Origin of the sequence: Fodinibius sediminis, assembly GCF_900182555.1 — a bacterium.
Classification (GTDB): domain Bacteria; phylum Bacteroidota; class Rhodothermia; order Balneolales; family Balneolaceae; genus Fodinibius; species Fodinibius sediminis.
The window spans coordinates 255,432-272,886 of record NZ_FXTH01000005.1 but is presented as its reverse complement, the minus strand read 5'-3'; the positions used below and the strand labels follow the sequence as shown (position 1 = coordinate 272,886).

The 17,455-nt window shown below is 50.8% G+C and carries 16 protein-coding genes; 13 read left to right on the top strand and 3 right to left on the bottom strand.

Annotated features, from left to right (window positions below):
* The first annotated feature begins 162 nt into the window (after positions 1–162).
* From FN808_RS19095 to FN808_RS07620, 4 genes are all read left to right on the top strand, one after another.
* Positions 163–1,470, top strand: coding sequence for an N-acetylmuramoyl-L-alanine amidase family protein (locus FN808_RS19095; RefSeq protein WP_221929960.1), 1,308 nt, complete (start codon positions 163–165; stop codon positions 1,468–1,470).
* A gap of 8 nt (positions 1,471–1,478) precedes the next feature.
* The gene (udk, locus tag FN808_RS07630) at positions 1,479–2,093 is read left to right on the top strand and encodes a uridine kinase (RefSeq protein WP_246068307.1); all 615 of its coding nucleotides are present in this window, start codon (positions 1,479–1,481) and stop codon (positions 2,091–2,093) included.
* A gap of 65 nt (positions 2,094–2,158) precedes the next feature.
* Positions 2,159–2,881 (top strand): SDR family oxidoreductase, encoded by a 723-nt coding sequence (locus tag FN808_RS07625; protein ID WP_142713961.1) that lies wholly within the window; start codon positions 2,159–2,161, stop codon positions 2,879–2,881.
* Positions 2,882–2,892: 11 nt separating this feature from the next.
* Positions 2,893–3,243 carry a DUF4296 domain-containing protein gene (locus tag FN808_RS07620; RefSeq protein ID WP_185958298.1) on the top strand — a complete coding sequence of 117 codons (351 nt, stop codon included), beginning with the start codon at positions 2,893–2,895 and terminating at the stop codon, positions 3,241–3,243.
* 2 nt (positions 3,244–3,245) lie between these two features.
* Here FN808_RS07620 and FN808_RS07615 read toward each other — a convergent pair whose 3' ends face one another.
* Positions 3,246–5,180 carry a RecQ family ATP-dependent DNA helicase gene (locus FN808_RS07615; RefSeq protein ID WP_246068306.1) on the bottom strand — a complete coding sequence of 645 codons (1,935 nt, stop codon included), beginning with the start codon at positions 5,178–5,180 and terminating at the stop codon, positions 3,246–3,248.
* Positions 5,181–5,553: 373 nt separating this feature from the next.
* Here FN808_RS07615 and FN808_RS07610 point away from each other — a divergent pair, with 373 nt between their 5' ends.
* From FN808_RS07610 to proC, 9 genes are all read left to right on the top strand, one after another.
* Positions 5,554–6,225 (top strand): GNAT family N-acetyltransferase, encoded by a 672-nt coding sequence (locus tag FN808_RS07610; RefSeq protein WP_142713959.1) that lies wholly within the window; start codon positions 5,554–5,556, stop codon positions 6,223–6,225.
* Positions 6,218–7,414 carry an argininosuccinate synthase gene (gene argG / locus FN808_RS07605; protein WP_142713958.1) on the top strand — a complete coding sequence of 399 codons (1,197 nt, stop codon included), beginning with the start codon at positions 6,218–6,220 and terminating at the stop codon, positions 7,412–7,414. Before FN808_RS07610 ends, argG begins: the two co-directional genes overlap by 8 nt.
* Positions 7,407–8,384, top strand: a complete 978-nt coding sequence (gene argC, locus FN808_RS07600; protein WP_142713957.1) for an N-acetyl-gamma-glutamyl-phosphate reductase — start codon at positions 7,407–7,409, stop codon at positions 8,382–8,384. Before argG ends, argC begins: the two co-directional genes overlap by 8 nt.
* Before the next feature lies 1 nt (position 8,385).
* Positions 8,386–9,528 carry an aspartate aminotransferase family protein gene (locus FN808_RS07595; protein ID WP_142713956.1) on the top strand — a complete coding sequence of 381 codons (1,143 nt, stop codon included), beginning with the start codon at positions 8,386–8,388 and terminating at the stop codon, positions 9,526–9,528.
* Positions 9,525–10,460 carry an N-acetylornithine carbamoyltransferase gene (locus FN808_RS07590; RefSeq protein WP_142713955.1) on the top strand — a complete coding sequence of 312 codons (936 nt, stop codon included), beginning with the start codon at positions 9,525–9,527 and terminating at the stop codon, positions 10,458–10,460. Before FN808_RS07595 ends, FN808_RS07590 begins: the two co-directional genes overlap by 4 nt.
* Positions 10,460–11,236: an acetylglutamate kinase gene (argB, locus tag FN808_RS07585; RefSeq protein ID WP_142713954.1), complete on the top strand. Its 777-nt coding sequence runs from the start codon at positions 10,460–10,462 to the stop codon at positions 11,234–11,236. Before FN808_RS07590 ends, argB begins: the two co-directional genes overlap by 1 nt.
* Entirely contained in the window at positions 11,233–12,291 is a 1,059-nt protein-coding gene (locus tag FN808_RS07580; protein WP_142713953.1) for a M20 family metallo-hydrolase, read from the top strand. Before argB ends, FN808_RS07580 begins: the two co-directional genes overlap by 4 nt.
* Positions 12,292–12,412: 121 nt before the next feature.
* On the top strand, positions 12,413–13,705 hold the full coding sequence (gene argH / locus FN808_RS07575) for an argininosuccinate lyase (RefSeq protein WP_142713952.1): 1,293 nt from the start codon (positions 12,413–12,415) through the stop codon (positions 13,703–13,705).
* A gap of 17 nt (positions 13,706–13,722) precedes the next feature.
* Positions 13,723–14,523, top strand: coding sequence for a pyrroline-5-carboxylate reductase (proC, locus tag FN808_RS07570; protein ID WP_142713951.1), 801 nt, complete (start codon positions 13,723–13,725; stop codon positions 14,521–14,523).
* 79 nt (positions 14,524–14,602) lie between these two features.
* On the opposite strand, the gene FN808_RS07565 is transcribed toward proC, so the two are convergent.
* Positions 14,603–15,370, bottom strand: coding sequence for a succinate dehydrogenase/fumarate reductase iron-sulfur subunit (locus tag FN808_RS07565; protein WP_142713950.1), 768 nt, complete (start codon positions 15,368–15,370; stop codon positions 14,603–14,605).
* 101 nt (positions 15,371–15,471) lie between these two features.
* On the bottom strand, positions 15,472–17,391 hold the full coding sequence (locus tag FN808_RS07560; protein ID WP_142713949.1) for a fumarate reductase/succinate dehydrogenase flavoprotein subunit: 1,920 nt from the start codon (positions 17,389–17,391) through the stop codon (positions 15,472–15,474).
* Between the last annotated feature and the right edge of the window lie 64 nt (positions 17,392–17,455).

Genomic DNA, 17,455 nt, shown 5'->3' with positions numbered 1-17,455 from the left:
ATCCCAACCCAGCCGGTACAAGCATTCCCGCTATATTGCCGGGCCGAGTCGACCAGCTCTTCTCCCTCACCTCCGAAACCCTCTTTATCCTTTTTATTCTTGCATAAATATTACTTAATTTCAAACAGCAGTTTTATCAGTCTTTAACCAATACGAGGTAAGGTGACTCATCAAGCTACTGTCTCCAAAAATTACAGCCATATTTACGGCCAATTCCTGTTAGTAGTTGTTCTAAGTTGTCTTGTTTTAACGAGCTGCAATTCGCTTTCCAAAGCACAAAAAAGTTCTGACAATTCATTGACGCACCTTTCTACCGCTGTTCGCGGTGATGACAAGGGGCATGTTGTTCGATTTAACTTGCGTCAGGAAGCCGACTCTTTCCGGGTCTACCAGCCCGCTCCCCATCACATTCAGCTTGCTATTTTCAGTGATGCGATCAATACCGAAAATATATCCGTTCCCGACGGGTCTGCCTTGCTAAATGATGTTGCATTTCACAAGATCCCCCATGGCATTGGTGTAGACATCGAGCTCCAGCCGGACTATACCTACGACAGCGACCTGTACCGGGACGGTCAGAGCGACGATCTGCTGCTGGGTCTCACGGATACCGATCAGGAGAAGCTGGCTCAAAATACGCAGGAACGGGACCCCATACAGTGGTCCCAGTCTCCTTTCCCTCCTTCAAACGGCTCCTCCGCTGGTATGCAGCGAGCTTCCTTGCCGGAAGACACCGCCTATCAGAAAGTGAAGGACAAAATGAAGTTTGATGTTGTCGTTCTGGATCCGGGCCACGGGGGACACGACACCGGGGCGATCGGACATAACAATCTGCTCGAAAAAAAGATTGTACTCCAGATTGCCAAGAAAGTGGGCGGCTACATCAACGAATACCTGCCGGAGGTGGAAGTGGTCTACACCCGCGACGATGACCGCTTCATTGAGCTCGAAGAGCGCGGGCGCATAGCCAACCGCAAAGAGGGCGATCTTTTTGTATCCATCCACTGTAATGCCACCCGCTCCCGGCAACCTTATGGTTCGGAAGTCTACTTCCTTGGGCTGGAACGGAGCCAGACGGCCCTTGAGGTGATGAAGCGCGAAAACAGGGTAGTTCGTGCCAACAGCAACGTCGAGCAGAAGAAACTCAGTCAAAAGGATTTGCTTATCTATGAACTGGCCAACAGCGGGTATATTACAACCAGCGAACGTATTGCGGGCATGCTCGAACACCAGTTCAGCGAGCGTGCACAACGACGATCGCGCGGTGTCAAACAGGCTCGGTTTGTCGTCCTGTACCACGCCTCTATGCCTGCTGTGCTGGTTGAAACAGGATTTATCAGCAACCCCAACGAAGCCCAGTATCTTTCTTCAGACTACGGTCAAAGTATTATCGCATCGGCTATTTTCAGGGCTATCCGCAATTACAAGGAGCAGCAGGAGAACCCCCAACAGCAACCCCAGACCAAATAACACCTGTTTTGGAACCATTAATTATTGGCGTTGCGGGAGGTAGCGGATCCGGAAAAACGACGGTTGTTCGTCATCTCATCGATACCATCGGGGGAGACTGTATCCTGCTGCTTCAGCATGATTCCTATTATCGGGATCTGAAGCATCTTCCCTTTGAGGAACGAACCCGGCAAAATTTTGACCACCCCTCCTCGCTGGAAACGGAATTGATGATTCGACATATTAAGGCCCTGAAAGAGGGCTATCAAATCGAGATCCCGATCTATGATTTTACGAAGCACGTTCGAAAGGATGAAACACGGATCGCCGAACCCCGAGATATTATCCTGATCGATGGTATCCTTATTTTCAGTGAAGAGGAGCTCCGCGAACAGATGGACATCAAGCTCTATGTGGATACTGATGACGACATTCGCCTTCTTCGCCGCATCCAGCGTGATATCTTAGAGCGCGATCGCCGGCTTGAGCATGTACTTAAGCAGTATGAAAAGTATGTACGTCCCATGCACCTGGAGTTCGTGGAACCCAGCAAGCGCTATGCTGATATCATTATCCCGCACGGCGGTAAAAATGAGATTGCCCTGGATATGGTAAATGCCCTTATCCAGGAACACCTGACATAACCAGCAACGCAGCGGGGACCGGCTCCCCGCTGTCAGTTTGAAGATCAATCAAAATTTCGTTTTCTATGGATATAACATCAAAAATAGCAATTGTTACGGGAGCAAGCAGCGGCATCGGGGCGGCATTCAGCCAGGCCTTGGTCGACAAGGGAGCGACCGTATACGGTCTGGCCCGAAGCACAGACAAGCTGCAGCGGCTCCAGCAAAACCTGGGCAAGCAGTTTCACCCTGTGCCCCTGGATATCACGGACCACGAGGCCATCGATGCATGGATTCAACAGACCTTCAATGAGACCCTTGAACCGGATATTCTCATCAATAACGCGGGCCTTGGCCGCTTTGCCAATGTGGAGAACCTGCCTCTTGAAGACTGGGAAGCCATGATCAACACCAACCTGTCAGGAATTTTCTACATGTGCCGGAAGGTGGTGCCCCTGATGAAGGACAATGAAAACACCTGTCATATAATAAATATCGCCTCCATTGCCGGCAAAGTGGGCAATCCCCAGCTGTCGGGCTACAACGCCTCCAAGTTTGGGGTACGGGGATTCAGCGAGGCCCTGTTCAAGGAACTGCGCTATGACAAGATCAAAGTGAGTTGTTTTTATCCCGGCTCCATTCAAACCGGCTTTTTCAGCAATGCCAATGATTCGGAGTCACACGCCAACATGATGCAGCCCGAGGATGTGGCCCGCGTGCTCATCAACGTACTGGAGACCCCTGACAACTTCCTTATTAATGCCATCACCATGCGCCCGCTCAATCCCAAGCATCCCGAGGAACTGTAACGATGACCAGAATGGCTTGTATTCTGCTGATGCTGTTCCTCTTGGGGGCATGCGAGAATTCACCGGAACGCCCGGAGGCACTCATTGAAGAAGAGACCTATATCTCCCTGCTGGTCGAACTTCAGCTGGTTCGCACCTATTCGGAGGCGGGTCAGCTGGACAAGGGCGCTGCCGATTCTATTCGAAGCCGGATCTTCCGGGAATACGGGGTAGCCGACTCGGTCTTCTGGCAGAGCCATACCTACTATCAGCAATTTCCCGGGGAACAGAAAAAACGGGTGGAAAAAGCCATTGAACAGCTTAGGATGGATCGCATGGCACGCCCCAACAGCAGGAGCAGCCAGCCGGACTCCTCCCATTAGTTTCACATTTGATGATCACGCCAGAAATATTTTTCAGAACGTTCAACCACCTTTTCCTCCCGGATCAGGTGGCTGAGTGACTTCTTCACACGCTCCCGGCGCCATCCAAACTGCCGACAGAGCTGGGCCACGGTTTTTCCGCCCTTCTCCAGGGCCTGTCTGATGCTCAGCAGATCCGAATTTCCAAAATGATAGTCCGAAGTCTGCCCTTTCAGGCAGTTGTCGCAGTGCCCGCAGGGCTTCACGGCCTCTTCCCCGAAATATTGCCGGATATAGACCTCCCGGCAATGCTCGGTCTGGATGTACCCCCGCATATAGTCCAGTTTTTTCAAGAGCGTGTTCCGATGACGCTCCAGTTCAGCTTTACTTAATCCCAGCGACGACCGCCGCCCATCCACAATTTTTACCAGCGGCAGCGCCCCGGTAACCTCAAACTGCAACAGCTGTTCATGGTCCTGCAATATCTGAAGGCCTTTCTTAACGGCATTGGGCGATACGTTCAATTTCTGCTGCAGATAATCAAAATCAATAAATTTCATCTCGCCAAACGCCTCCCCGCCAAACTGACGGAGCAATGTATCCAGGAATATCGCTTTACGCTGGTTTTTAGCCTCGGTAATAACCGTTCGAATATAGTCTCGGCTGGCCACGAAATGGATTCCTATCTGAGGATTTATTCTTTCGACAAGCTGAATAATACTGAGATGACTGAGTACATTCAGTGCAGAACGGCTGATGCGTTTTGAAAAGCCGGACCGTGTTGCCAGCGCATCGAGAGAAACCTGTTGCATCTTCTCCATCTCGGCCCCCACCGCCAAATCGAGGCTGTCACAGAGGGCATCATACAAATGTTGCAGCTGTTTCTTCTCGGGGTAGGAATCTTTAATACGCTGTTCAGCCGTTATCAGATCAGAAGATTTGAACAAAAGAAGCGGGAAACTCTCAACTCCATCGCGGCCGGCACGTCCGGCCTGCTGGTAGTAAGCCTCCAGGGTGTAAGGCATCACATAATGAATGACATAGCGGCAGTCAGCCTTGTCAATTCCCATACCAAAGGCACTGGTCGCTACCACCAGCGGAAGCTCTCCGTCCACCCACTGCTGCTGTATGCGCTGCCGTTCCTCCGCCTCAATACCTGCGTGATAGGCTTCCGCTTTCAGCTCTAACCGGTTGCTGATCTCCCGGGCCAGTCGTTCACAATTTCTTCGTGTACCGCCATAGACCAGTCCCGATCCCCGTTCTCCCGCCTGGCTCACCGCCTCGAGCAATTTCTTATCCTTTTTGGGCGTAGCCGTAACCCACCACTTCAGGTTGGGCCGCTCAAAGCCCTTTGATACGATAACCGGATCTTCAAACCCAAGATTATCCTGGATATCGGCGCGCACCTCCGGCGTGGCTGTAGCAGTAAGGGCGATCCAGCTCACTGAACCGTCCACTGATTCGAAGGCCGGCCGGATTTCCCGGTAGCTCGGACGAAAATCATGCCCCCACTCTGAAATGCAATGGGCCTCGTCAACCGCAATAAAGCTGAGGTCGAGCTTCGGGAGTTCGGCCTGCCACAGCGGACTCTGTAGTCGCTCGGGAGCGCAATAGAGCAGTTTATACATGCCATTGCGTGCATTTGCCAGGCGCTGCTCGATCTCCCACGTAGAGAGCGTGCTGTTAATAAAGGTAGCGGCAATCCCGCGTTCTCTGAGCTGCTGGACCTGATCCTGCATCAGCGCAACCAGTGGAGAAATAACCACCGTCATTCCATCAAGCATTATGGCCGGCAGTTGATAGCAGAGAGACTTTCCCCCGCCGGTGGGAAAGAGCACGAGGGTATTCTTCCGTTCCAGGACAGCGTTGACTGCCTCCTCCTGGCCTTCCCGAAAGGCCGGGTATCCCCACCGGTTTTTGAGGATATGCCGGGCTTTTTCCATCTTGGATTTATTCATCAACCACAGGTCCTGTTCAGATAAAGAATGATCAGCTGAAAAGTCCAGATTATAGCCCAGCAGTTCAACTACTTTTTTTGGAGAAACCGTAAAATATTTTTTGTATTTTTTTACAGAAGATATTATCATACTCCATTATGAAAAAAGGCGGAACATACAACCATATTTTTTTCGACAGGCTAGCTGTTGAGGACCTTCCTGTATTTCCGCTCTATCCCATTCGGCGGCGGCCGCGGGCCCTTTCGGGCTCATAAACATCTTCTCTTGCGGAGGGTGCATCACGTCTTTCCTCATCCGCAAATTCATCCTCATAATACACTACTTTCAACAGCAACCAATCATTGCTGCCTGATATTACACCAACTGCTATAATATGAATATTCGACTATCTGTAGCCGATTCACAGCATTTTTCGCATGCCGAAGAAATCTGCAAGATAATGGAAGAGGCTGCCAAACAGCGCGGCACCGGTATTGCCAAGCGCAAGCCCGAATACATTCGAGCGAAAATGGAAGAGGGCAAAGCGGTTATTGCCATTGATACGGAAGGCAATAAATTTGCAGGATTCAGCTATATCGAAAGCTGGGACAACAAGAAATACATTGCCAATTCGGGTCTTATTGTTCATCCCCACTATCGCGGCATGGGACTTGGCAGAAAGATCAAGGAAAAGGTGTTTAACCTGTCCCGAACCAACTATCCGAATGCCAAAATTTTTGGTATCACCACCAGTATGGCTGTGATGAAGATTAATTCGGATATGGGATACCGGCCCGTAACCTTTTCGGAGCTGACCCAGGACGAAGCTTTCTGGAAAGGCTGCCAAAGCTGTCCCAACTATGATATTCTTACGAATGAGAATCGCAAGGACTGCCTGTGTACGGGTATGCTCTATGATCCCAAGGAACAGAAAGAAAAAAAGACTTCCGAAAAGGACAAACAGACCCGCTGGAAGAAATTCAAGCGGTTTGTCCGACTTCACCAGCGACATCTGCAACGAAAAACAAAACAGTTTCTAAATTTAACGACCAGTAAAAATGACTAAGAAAAAGAACATAGTTCTGGCCTTCAGCGGCGGACTTGATACCTCCTACTGCGTACCCTATCTCAAAGAGGAATACCAGGCGGAAATACATACCGTCCTGGTCAATACCGGGGGATTTGACCAGAAGGAGCTGGACCGTATTGAACAGCATGCCTACAGCCTGGGAAGTGATACCCACCAGACGCTTCATAGAACGGATGACTATTATAACAAGATTGTCCGGTTTATGATTTTCGGCAATGTCCTTAAAAACAACACCTACCCCCTCTCGGTCAGCTCGGAACGGGTTTTCCAGGCTATTGCCATAGCAAAGTACGCCCTCGAAGTGGGTGCTGATGCCATTGCCCACGGGAGTACCGGGGCGGGCAACGACCAGGTGCGTTTCGATCTTGTCTTCAATGTGGTAGCTCCCGACCTGGACATCATTACCCCCATCCGCGATCAGCAGCTGACGCGGGAAGAAGAAGTGGCTTTCCTGAAAGACCACAATGTCGACATGGACTGGAGCGAGGCCAAATACTCGATCAACAAGGGGCTCTGGGGCACCAGCGTCGGTGGGGCAGAAACCCTGACCTCCGACCAGCCGCTGCCCGGGGAGGCATACCCTAGTCCCCTGGAACGGGAAGACCCGCAGACCATCAGCCTGACGTTTAAAAACGGCGAGCCCGTGAGCATCGACGATGAAAGGCTGGATCCTGTTGAACTCATTCGCAGCCTGGATAAAATCGGTTCAGAATATGCCATAGGCCGCGATATTCATGTAGGAGACACCATCATCGGCATCAAGGGCCGCGTTGGGTTTGAAGCGGCTGCCGCCATGCTCATCATCAAAGCCCACGAACAACTGGAAAAACATGTCCTGACCAAGTGGCAACTGTACTGGAAGAACCAACTGTCTGAGTGGTATGGCATGATGCTTCACGAGGGGCAGTATCTGGATCCTGTGATGCGCAATATTGAAGCCTTTCTTTCCGATACCCAGTCGACCGTCAACGGGAGTGTCTCCATCAAATTGTCACCTTACCGATTTGAGATCGAAGGTATTACATCACCCAACGATCTGATGAATGCAAAATTCGGCGACTATGGCGAAATGAATAACGCCTGGAGCGGTGAAGATGTAAAAGGCTTTGCTAAAATTTTATCCAATCAGATTAATATTCACCAATCAGTAAACAACCATGATTAACGTAGGTATTGTCGGCGGCACCGGCTATGCTGCCGGAGAGCTCGTCCGAATTTTACTGCATCATCCTGAAACCGCTATTCGCTTTGTATACAGTACCAGCAAGGCCGGGGAACCAGTGGCATCCGTACACCAGGACCTTATCGGCGATACGGAAATGAACTTCAGCCATGAGCTGGATTCCGACATCGATCTCCTCTTTCTTTGCATGGGCCATGGAAATTCAGCAGCATTCCTGGAGGACCACCCGGTGGATGATGACATTCAGATTATCGATCTGAGCCGCGACTTCCGTCTGGCCCCGGAACAGACATACGACCGCCGCTCCTTTGTCTATGGATTACCGGAACTACAGAAAGATACGATCCGGGAAGCCCGGAATATTGCCAATCCCGGCTGTTTTGCCACCGCTATCCAGCTGGCATTACTTCCACTGGCCCACAGTGGCCATCTGGGGACGGATGTTCATATTCATGGAATTACCGGATCCACAGGCGCCGGCAGCTCGCTGAGAGCAACCTCTCATTTCAGCTGGCGCAACAACAATGTCTCCATCTATAAGCCACTGCGCCACCAGCATGTGGGGGAAGTCCGACAAAAACTACAGCAGGAATCACCCGATTTTGACAAGGAGCTTAATTTTATACCCGTACGGGGCGATTTTACCCGCGGTATTTTTATCTCTGCTTATATGGAATGCGCCCTGTCAGCGGATGATGCCCGGGTGCTCTACCGGGACTATTACCAGGACGCCCCCTTTGTGCACCTCAGCAACACCCCGCTACACCTGAAACAGGTCGTCAATACCAACAAGGGGCTTCTTCATCTGGAAAAAGAAGGAAACAAACTCCTTGTCACCAGCATTATTGACAACCTTCTCAAAGGGGCTTCCGGACAGGCGGTGGAGAATATGAATCTAATGTTTGGCTTTGACCAGGAAATGGGTCTGCAACTTAAACCCTCAAACTTCTAATATGGAACTTTTCGACGTTTACCCGCTACTCGACCTGGAACCTGTTAAAGCACAGGATCACTACATCTATACTGCAGATGGTGAACGATACCTGGATTTTTACAGTGGCCACGGTGTGATATCCATCGGGCATTCTCACCCGCACTATATCAACGAAATCAATAGTCAGCTTCGCGACATCGGCTTTTACTCGAATTCTGTTAAAAATCCGCTGCAGCAGCAGCTGGCAGAAAAGCTGGGAGAAATTTCCGGCTACGAAGGATACCAGCTTTTCCTGAGCAATTCCGGTGCCGAAGCCAATGAAAACGCTTTAAAAGCGGCTTCATTCCATAATAAGAATTCCAAGGTCATTGCTTTTAAAAAAGCCTTTCACGGGCGGACGTCGGCAGCCCTCAGCATCACCGACGGCGACAAGTATGTCTCCCCCATTAACCCGAAGGGGGAGGTAACCTTTCTCGAACTCAATGATCTGGAAGGACTCAGCAAAGAATTATCCCAAAACGACGTCTGTGCCGTTGTCATTGAAGGTATCCAGGGAATAGGCGGAATACACATTCCCGACGACGAATTCCTGCAAGAGGTACGCCAGCTGTGCACTGACACCAACACCCTGCTTGTCTGTGATGAAATTCAGTCGGGCTATGGCCGTACCGGGCATTTCTTTGCCCACCAGCATGCTGGCATCCAGGCCGATATCGTCACGGTTGCAAAAGGGATGGGCAACGGGTTTCCCGTAGCGGGTACCATCATCCATCCTGACATCAAACCTTTTCATGGTCAGCTTGGATCTACCTTCGGAGGTAACCATCTGGCTTGCGCCGCAGCTACGGCCGTACTGGATGTGATCAACAGTGAAAATCTCATGGAACGGGCGGCACAGCTGGGATCAACACTCATGAACAGCCTGGCTTCATTTCCTGAAGTCAATGAAGTCCGGGGGCGCGGGCTAATGATCGGCATCGAGTTTCCCTTTGCCATCAAGGAACTCCGCCAGGTACTGATCCAGGAAGAAAAAATTCTGACCGGGGTTTCGTCCAACCCAAATGTCCTTCGTCTTCTTCCACCACTGATTATTACTCAAAATGAAGTGGCCACCTTCATCAATGCAATGAAAAACGCACTCTCACTCTGTAACGTAACATGAAACATTTTACCTCTATCACGGATGTGGAACATCCGGACGCATTAATCCAGCAAGTCGTTAACCTGAAAGAACAGCCACAGTTTTCCAATATCGGAAAACACAAAACACTGGGGCTTGTTTTCTTCAATCCCAGCCTGCGAACCCGGCTCAGTACACAGAAAGCCGCTCAAAACCTGGGCATGGATGTCATTGTACTAAATATCAACAAAGATTCCTGGAAGGTCGAGTTTGAAGACGGCACTGTCATGAACGGGGCCACCCAGGAACACATAAAGGATGCCGTAAAAGTGATCAGTAGCTACTGTGATATCATGGGTGTCCGTTCTTTTGCCACCCTGGAGGACCGGGAGGAAGACTACAAGGAACGTGTACTGACCAACTTTGTACAGTACTCTTCCGTGCCGGTAATCAGCCTGGAGTCTGCAACCCTGCATCCCCTGCAGTCGCTCACGGATATGGCCACGATCACCGCCTCGGCCATTCAGCGCCCGAAGGTGGTGCTCAGCTGGGCGCCGCATCCCAAGGCCCTTCCACAGGCTGTAAGCAATTCATTTCTGCAGTGGTCGCCGGCCATAGATGCAGAAGTCGTTTGTGCCTGCCCCGAGGGATACGAGCTTTCCGATGCATTCACCGGCGGTATTACCACCATGCACAATCAGGAGGAAGCTTTTGCCGATGCCGATTTTATTTATGCCAAAAACTGGTCAAGTTATGACTCCTACGGGGCTACGCCGGCAGTAGAAAAAGACTGGACCATCACTGTTGAAAAGATGGCACTGACCAACGATGCCCGGTTTATGCACTGCCTTCCGATTCGCCGGAATGTTGTGGCCTCTGACCCGGTCATCGATCATTCACTGGTATATCAACAGGCTAAAAATCGTGAATACGCAGCACAAGCTGTGCTTCAAAACTTACTAGAGGATCTCTGATGCAGACACTTCATATTATTAAAATCGGCGGAAGTATTGCCAACAACGACGACCGACTGGCTACGTTTCTTGAAAATTTTGTCCAAATTGACACACCTAAAATTGTGGTTCACGGAGGAGGGACTGCCGCCACGGACCTGTGCAACAGGCTGAGTATTCCTGTTCAGATGAGGGACGGCCGGCGCATAACCGACAAGCCCGCACTTGAGGTGGCCGTGATGGTCTACGCGGGGCTGATCAATAAAACCATCGTGGCGCGGCTGCAGGCGCTTTCCTGCAATGCCCTCGGGCTTTCCGGGGCAGACCTCAACATGATTCCCGCCAAGAAACGAGAACATCCGGATATCGACTACGGCTACGTCGGCGACATCACGCCCGAAAATATCAACACCTATTTTATCCGGCGGCTGCTGGATGAACAGGTCGTTCCCGTTTTTCCGGCTATCACCCACGACGGAAACGGCCAGCTGTTGAATACCAACGCCGATGCCATTGCATCCGCCCTGACCATTGCCCTAACCAGCAAATATGACACTCATCTGACCTATTGTTTTGAAAAACCGGGCGTGCTGCTGGATGTTGAGGATGATGACTCCTGGATCGATCGCATCGATTCGGATAAATACATTCAGCTTAAAAAAGACGGAATCATTAACGAAGGCATGATTCCAAAGCTCGACACTGCTTTCGAAGCACTGCAACAAAATGTTGATCACGTGCATATCAAACACGCTGACAACCTGCTCAATAATATAGGAACCGAACTTACACTATGAACCAGCTATTTACAGAAGCCACCAGGCTTCTAGAACAACTTATCGCCTCTCCTTCTTTCTCGAAAGAGGAAGAAGCGACCGGGAATCTGATCCAGCAGTTTTTGGAAGAGAAAGGAATTCCCACCCACCGTCATGTCAATAACATCTGGTGCCTTAACAAGCATTTTGACGAATCAAAACCGACGATTCTGCTCAATTCACACCATGATACGGTAAAACCCAATGCCGGCTACAGCAGGGACCCTTTCACTCCGGTTGTGGAGGAAGGCAAACTCTTTGGACTGGGATCCAATGATGCGGGGGGACCTCTTACCTCACTTATTGCCGCTTTTATCCACTTTTATTCCAAAAAGGACCTGAACTACAACCTTGTCCTGGCCGCAACAGGCGAGGAAGAAATATCGGGCGACCAGGGCATCATTTCCATTCTTGACAAGATTCCGGATATTGATTGCGCTATCGTAGGTGAGCCGACGCAGATGCGCATGGCAGTAGCCGAAAAGGGACTGATGGTACTTGAATGCACGGCCAGAGGCGTCAGCGGGCATGCTGCGCGAGACGAGGGCAAAAACGCTATCTATATTGCCCTCAAGGATATTGAATGGCTCAAGACGTATCGGTTCAACAAGGTATCGGAGATGCTTGGCCCGGTCAAAATGACCACCACCGTCATAAAAGCGGGAAGTCAGCATAACGTGGTGCCCGATAGCTGTTCCTTCACCGTGGATGTCCGCAGCACCGATGCCCACGACAACGCGGAAATCCTGGAAGTTATCGACAAGCATATTGAATCGGATATCACGGCCCGGTCGATCCGCCTGAATCCCTCTTTCATACCACTTGACCACCCGATTGTACAATCGGGAGACCAGCTTGGCCTGGAGCAATACGGCTCACCGACACTTTCTGATCAATCAGTACTGCCCGTCCCCTCGCTGAAAATAGGTCCGGGAAAATCAGCCCGTTCACATACGGCCGATGAGTTTATCCGCCTTGCAGAGATTGAGGAGGGCATTGCAACCTATATCAAATTGCTGGAATCAGTCCTGCTGTAGTTGTCACACGTTACAGAACAGGCCGCCGCGGGACGAAAGCCCGATAAGCACGGACTGGCCATCACCAAAAATCTTTATCTGTCAAGAACCTGTTAACCCCTAATCAAGCACCAACGAAATCATGAAACTTTGGGACAAAGGAGAACAAGCAACCAGTGAGGTTATCGAACAGTTTACGGTCGGCAATGATCGCGTGCTGGATCTTGAAATTGCCGAATACGACCTGCGGGCTTCTAAAGCACATGCCCGGATGCTGAATAGCATCGGGATCCTGTCTGACGAGGAGTCGCATGACCTTCTCAGCGAGCTCGACAACCTGCTGGACGAGGTGGAGGAGGGATCTTTCACCATAGAGGAAGACTTTGAAGACATTCACTCAAAAATTGAATATGAGCTCACCCGGAAGCTGGGTCAGACGGGGAAAAAAATTCATGCCGGCCGTTCCCGAAACGACCAGGTTCTGGTATGCCTGCATTTGTATGTAAAAGACCAGATCCTTGAAATCAAAGAACTTGTCAAAGAGCTGTTCAAACGGCTCATATCGCTCAGTGAACAGCACAGGGACGTTATCATCCCCGGTTATACCCACATGCAGGTGGCCATGCCCTCCTCATTCGGACTGTGGTTTGGTGCTTATGCGGAGTCTCTTATCGACGACCTGCACCTGCTGAACGCAGCCTACCGCATTGCCGATCAAAATCCGCTGGGATCTGCAGCTGGTTACGGTACCTCCCTGCCGCTGGACCGGACCATGACCACCGATTTACTGGGCTTTGAAACCCTCAAATATAATTCGGTAGCCGCCCAAATGAGTCGTGGCAGGCTCGAAAAGAGCACAAGTTTTGCCCTGAGTTCTGTGGCCGCTACACTCTCGAAGATGGCTATGGATGTCTGCCTGTACATGAGCCAAAACTTTGGTTTTCTGTCTTTCCCGGATGAACTTACCACCGGTTCAAGCATTATGCCGCATAAAAAGAATCCGGACGTTTTTGAGCTGGTTCGAGCCAAATGCAACAGCATCCAGAACCTGCCCAACGAACTTATTTTGATCACCAATAACCTGCCCAACGGCTATCACCGTGATTTCCAGCTGCTGAAAGACACCTTCTTCCCTGCTGTGAAAATGCTCAAGTCGTGCCTTAACATCAGCCATTTTATGTTTGGACAGGTACAGGTTAATCCCAACGTCATCCATGATGAGAAATACGATTACCTCTTCAGCGTAGAAAAGGTAAACAAGAATGTTATGCGCAATGTCCCCTTTCGGGAAGCTTACCAGAAAGTGGGAGAAGCGATTGCAAAAGGAACCTTCAGGCCCGACAAAAAACTCAGACACACCCATGAGGGAAGTATTGGCAATCTCTGCAATAAGGAAATCAAAAAGAAATTCAATCAAGCATATAATCAATCTTAAACACAACTGATAGCCCAATGAAAACAAAAGTAGCAATTCTCGGCGGAGGAAATTTAGGAACCGCGCTGGCAGAAGGACTTGCCCGCACTGATGATGCCTCCTCAAAATACGATGTCACCATCACCCGGCGAAATACCAAGCACATCAGCTACCTGGAAGACAGCGGTATCACCGTCACCTCCGACAATGCCGCCGCGGTGGATGCCGCCCATCTGGTCATTTTTTCTGTTCAACCGACGCAGATTGAGGCCCTCATCAATGAAGTAAAATCCGATCTGGATCCCCAGAAACATATCCTCATATCCACTATGGCCGGGGTGACGGGAGAAGAGATTACCGAACTGACCGGCTCAGGCTTTCCTGTCATACGGGTTATGCCCAATACCGCAGCAGCCATCAACCAGGCTATGACCTGTATTGAGCAGACGCCCCACAAAGAGGCCGAACAGGAAGTAGTAGAACTGTTTGAAACCCTCGGTAAAACGCTGGTCATTAATTCGGAACTGATGGAAGCCTCGACCGTACTGGGGGCATGTGGTATCGCCTTTTTTCTGCGCTATATTCGGGCGGCTTCCCAGGGCGGTATTGAGGTCGGCTTTCATGCAGAAGAGGCCCAGCTTATCGCCGCGCAGACTGCACTTGGAGCTTCAGCCCTGCTGCTAAACTCCGACAGCCATCCCGAGCATGAAATCGACAAGGTCACTACGCCCAAAGGCTGTACCATCGCCGGTCTCAACGAGATGGAACATAACGGCTTGAGCTCTGCCCTGATCAAAGGAATTAAAATCTCCTACGAAAAGATCGAGAAAATCCGATAAGAGGAAGGAAAGAAAGAACACCAAACATCTCTCTGCCGGGATTGTGACCATCCCTGGCAGAGATTTCCGCTAAGGGGAATTAAAGTTCTTCGCCTGCAAAAGCTGCCTTCATATAATTTCGGCGCATCTCAGCAATGGCTGAGATCGAAATGCCTTTGGGGCATACCGCCTCACACTCTGCGTAGTTGGAGCAGTCGCCAAAACCCTCTTTCTCCATCTGCTCAACCATTGCGACCGTTCGCCTTTTACGCTCCGGTTCGCCCTGCGGCAATCGATTGAGATGTGCCAGCTTGGCCCCGGTAAACAGGGAAGCCGAAGAATTCGGGCAGGCAGCTACACAGGCCCCGCATCCAATACAGGTGGCATAATCAAAAGCCGTATCCGCAACCGATTTTTCGATTGGTATGGAATTGGCATCGGGTGCTGCCCCCGTCCTGACAGACACGTAGCCCCCCGCCTCAATGATGCGGTCAAAGGCGCTTCGGTCCACAACCAGGTCTTTGATCACCGGAAAGCCTTTCGCACGAAACGGTTCAATCACGATGGTATCCCCGTCGCTGTAGTTACGCATGTGCAGCTGACAGGTACAGGTCATCGCCTTGGGGCCGTGCGCCCGGCCGTTGATGACCAGGTCACAGGATCCACAGATGCCCTCGCGGCAGTCATAGTCAAATTCTATGGGCTCTTCCCGTCCTTCGGCGACAATCTGTTCATTGAGAACATCGAGCATCTCCAGAAATGACATATGCTCATTGACATTGTCTACCGTATAATCAACCAATTTTCCGTCCTGATCGGGACCGGCCTGGCGCCAAACTTTCAAATGAAGGGTAAATGTGTCAGCCATAATTCAATTGTTTTACCTAAAAATAAGAACACAACCTACCTGCGTCTGAATCGTGGAACTTCGCGGGGAAGCATCGATGCAGCCAACCTGTCCGTGTTCTGTTATTTGTAACTTCGTTGTTTCAATTCAACAAACTCAAACTCAAGATTCTCTTTGTGCAGTTCTTCCTGCAGCTGCCCGTTGACTCCCTGGAATTCCCAGGCAGCCACATACGAATACTCCTCATCATTACGGATCGCTTCTCCTTCTTCCGACTGGTGCTCCTCACGCAAGTGGCAGCCGGCAGATTCATCACGGTGCAGGGCATCCCGTGCCATCAGCTCACCCAGCTCAAGAAAATCGGCCACACGGCCGGCAAACTCCAGATACTTGTTATAGTTGGCAGCTTCGCCGGGCACACGTACATTTTGCCAAAACTCCTCACGAAGCTCCTGTATCTCACTGATAGCCTGCTTCAACCCTTCTTCATTGCGGGATATACCAACCTTATCCCACATGATTTGTCCGAGTTCACGGTGGAAATCAATGACGCTCTTGTCGCCCTGAACCCCCAGCAGCTTGTCAATATGTTGCTGGGCATTGGCCGCGGCTTCATCAAAAGCCTGGTGAGTAGTATCGATCTCATCAAGCTCTGCATCGGCCAGGTAGTTTCCAACGGTGTAGGGAATAATGAAATAGCCATCCGAAAGCCCCTGCATCAGGGCGCTTGCGCCCAGGCGATTGGCTCCGTGATCGGAGAAGTTGGCTTCGCCGGCCACAAACAGCCCCGGGACATTGCTCATTAAGTTATAGTCGACCCAAAGGCCACCCATCGTATAGTGTACGGCCGGGAAGATGCGCATGGGCACTTCATAGGGATTGTCGCCGGTAATATTTTCGTACATCTCAAAAAGATTGCCATACTTTTCGGAGATGGTCTTTCGTCCGTCCCGTTTGATGGCATCACGGAAATCCAGGTAGACGGCCCTTCCTGTCGGGCCCACACCCATTCCCTTGTCGCAGACGATCTTGGCATTACGTGAAGCTACATCACGCGGTACAAGGTTTCCAAAAGCAGGGTATTTTTCCTCGAGATAGTAATATCGTTCTTCTTCCGGGATATCATTCGGGGGGCGGTCATCCCCTTTCTTTTTGGGAACCCATACACGTCCGTCGTTCCGCAGGCTTTCACTCATCAGGGTCAGCTTGGACTGATAATCCCCGGAAACCGGAATACAGGTCGGGTGAATCTGCACATAACAGGGATTGGCAAAACCAGCACCCCGTTTGTGGCATCGCCATGCCGCGGTCACATTGGAATTCTTGGCATTGGTGGACAGATAAAAAACATTTCCATAGCCTCCGGTGGCCAGCACGACAGCATCCGCCATCCAGCGCTGAATTTCACCGGATACAAGGTCACGCGTCACAATACCACGGGCCTTTCCGCCAACCATCACCAGGTCAAGCATCTCATGGCGGGTATACATCTCGATCTTACCGTCATGCACCTGGCGCATCATAGCCTGGTAGGCCCCAAGCAAGAGCTGCTGTCCCGTTTGTCCACGGGCGTAGAAGGTCCGCGATACCTGGGCGCCTCCGAACGACCGGTTAGCAAGCAATCCACCGTATTCCCGGGCAAAAGGAACACCCTGCGCCACGGCCTGATCAATAATTTCGTTTGAAATCTGCGCAAGCCGATAGGTGTTGGATTCCCGGGACCGGTAATCGCCCCCTTTGATGGTATCGTAAAACAGCCGCCAGATGGTATCTCCATCGTTGGGGTAATTCTTGGCCGCATTGATCCCTCCCTGTGCGGCAATACTGTGGGCGCGACGCGCAGAATCCTGAATACAAAAGCTTTTCACATTATAGCCCAGTTCTGCCAGGCTCGCCGCTGCAGACCCCCCGGCCAGGCCGGTACCTACCACGATAACATCGTGCTTGCGCTTGTTGTTGGGTGCAACCAGTTTAATATCTTTCAGATGTTTGGACCATTTGTCTTCTAACGGCCCGGAAGGAACTTTGGAATCTAAGTTCATAATGTAATCCTAGTTAAATTTACAGAAACGGTATCGACAGTTGTAATATCAATCATTCCATTTG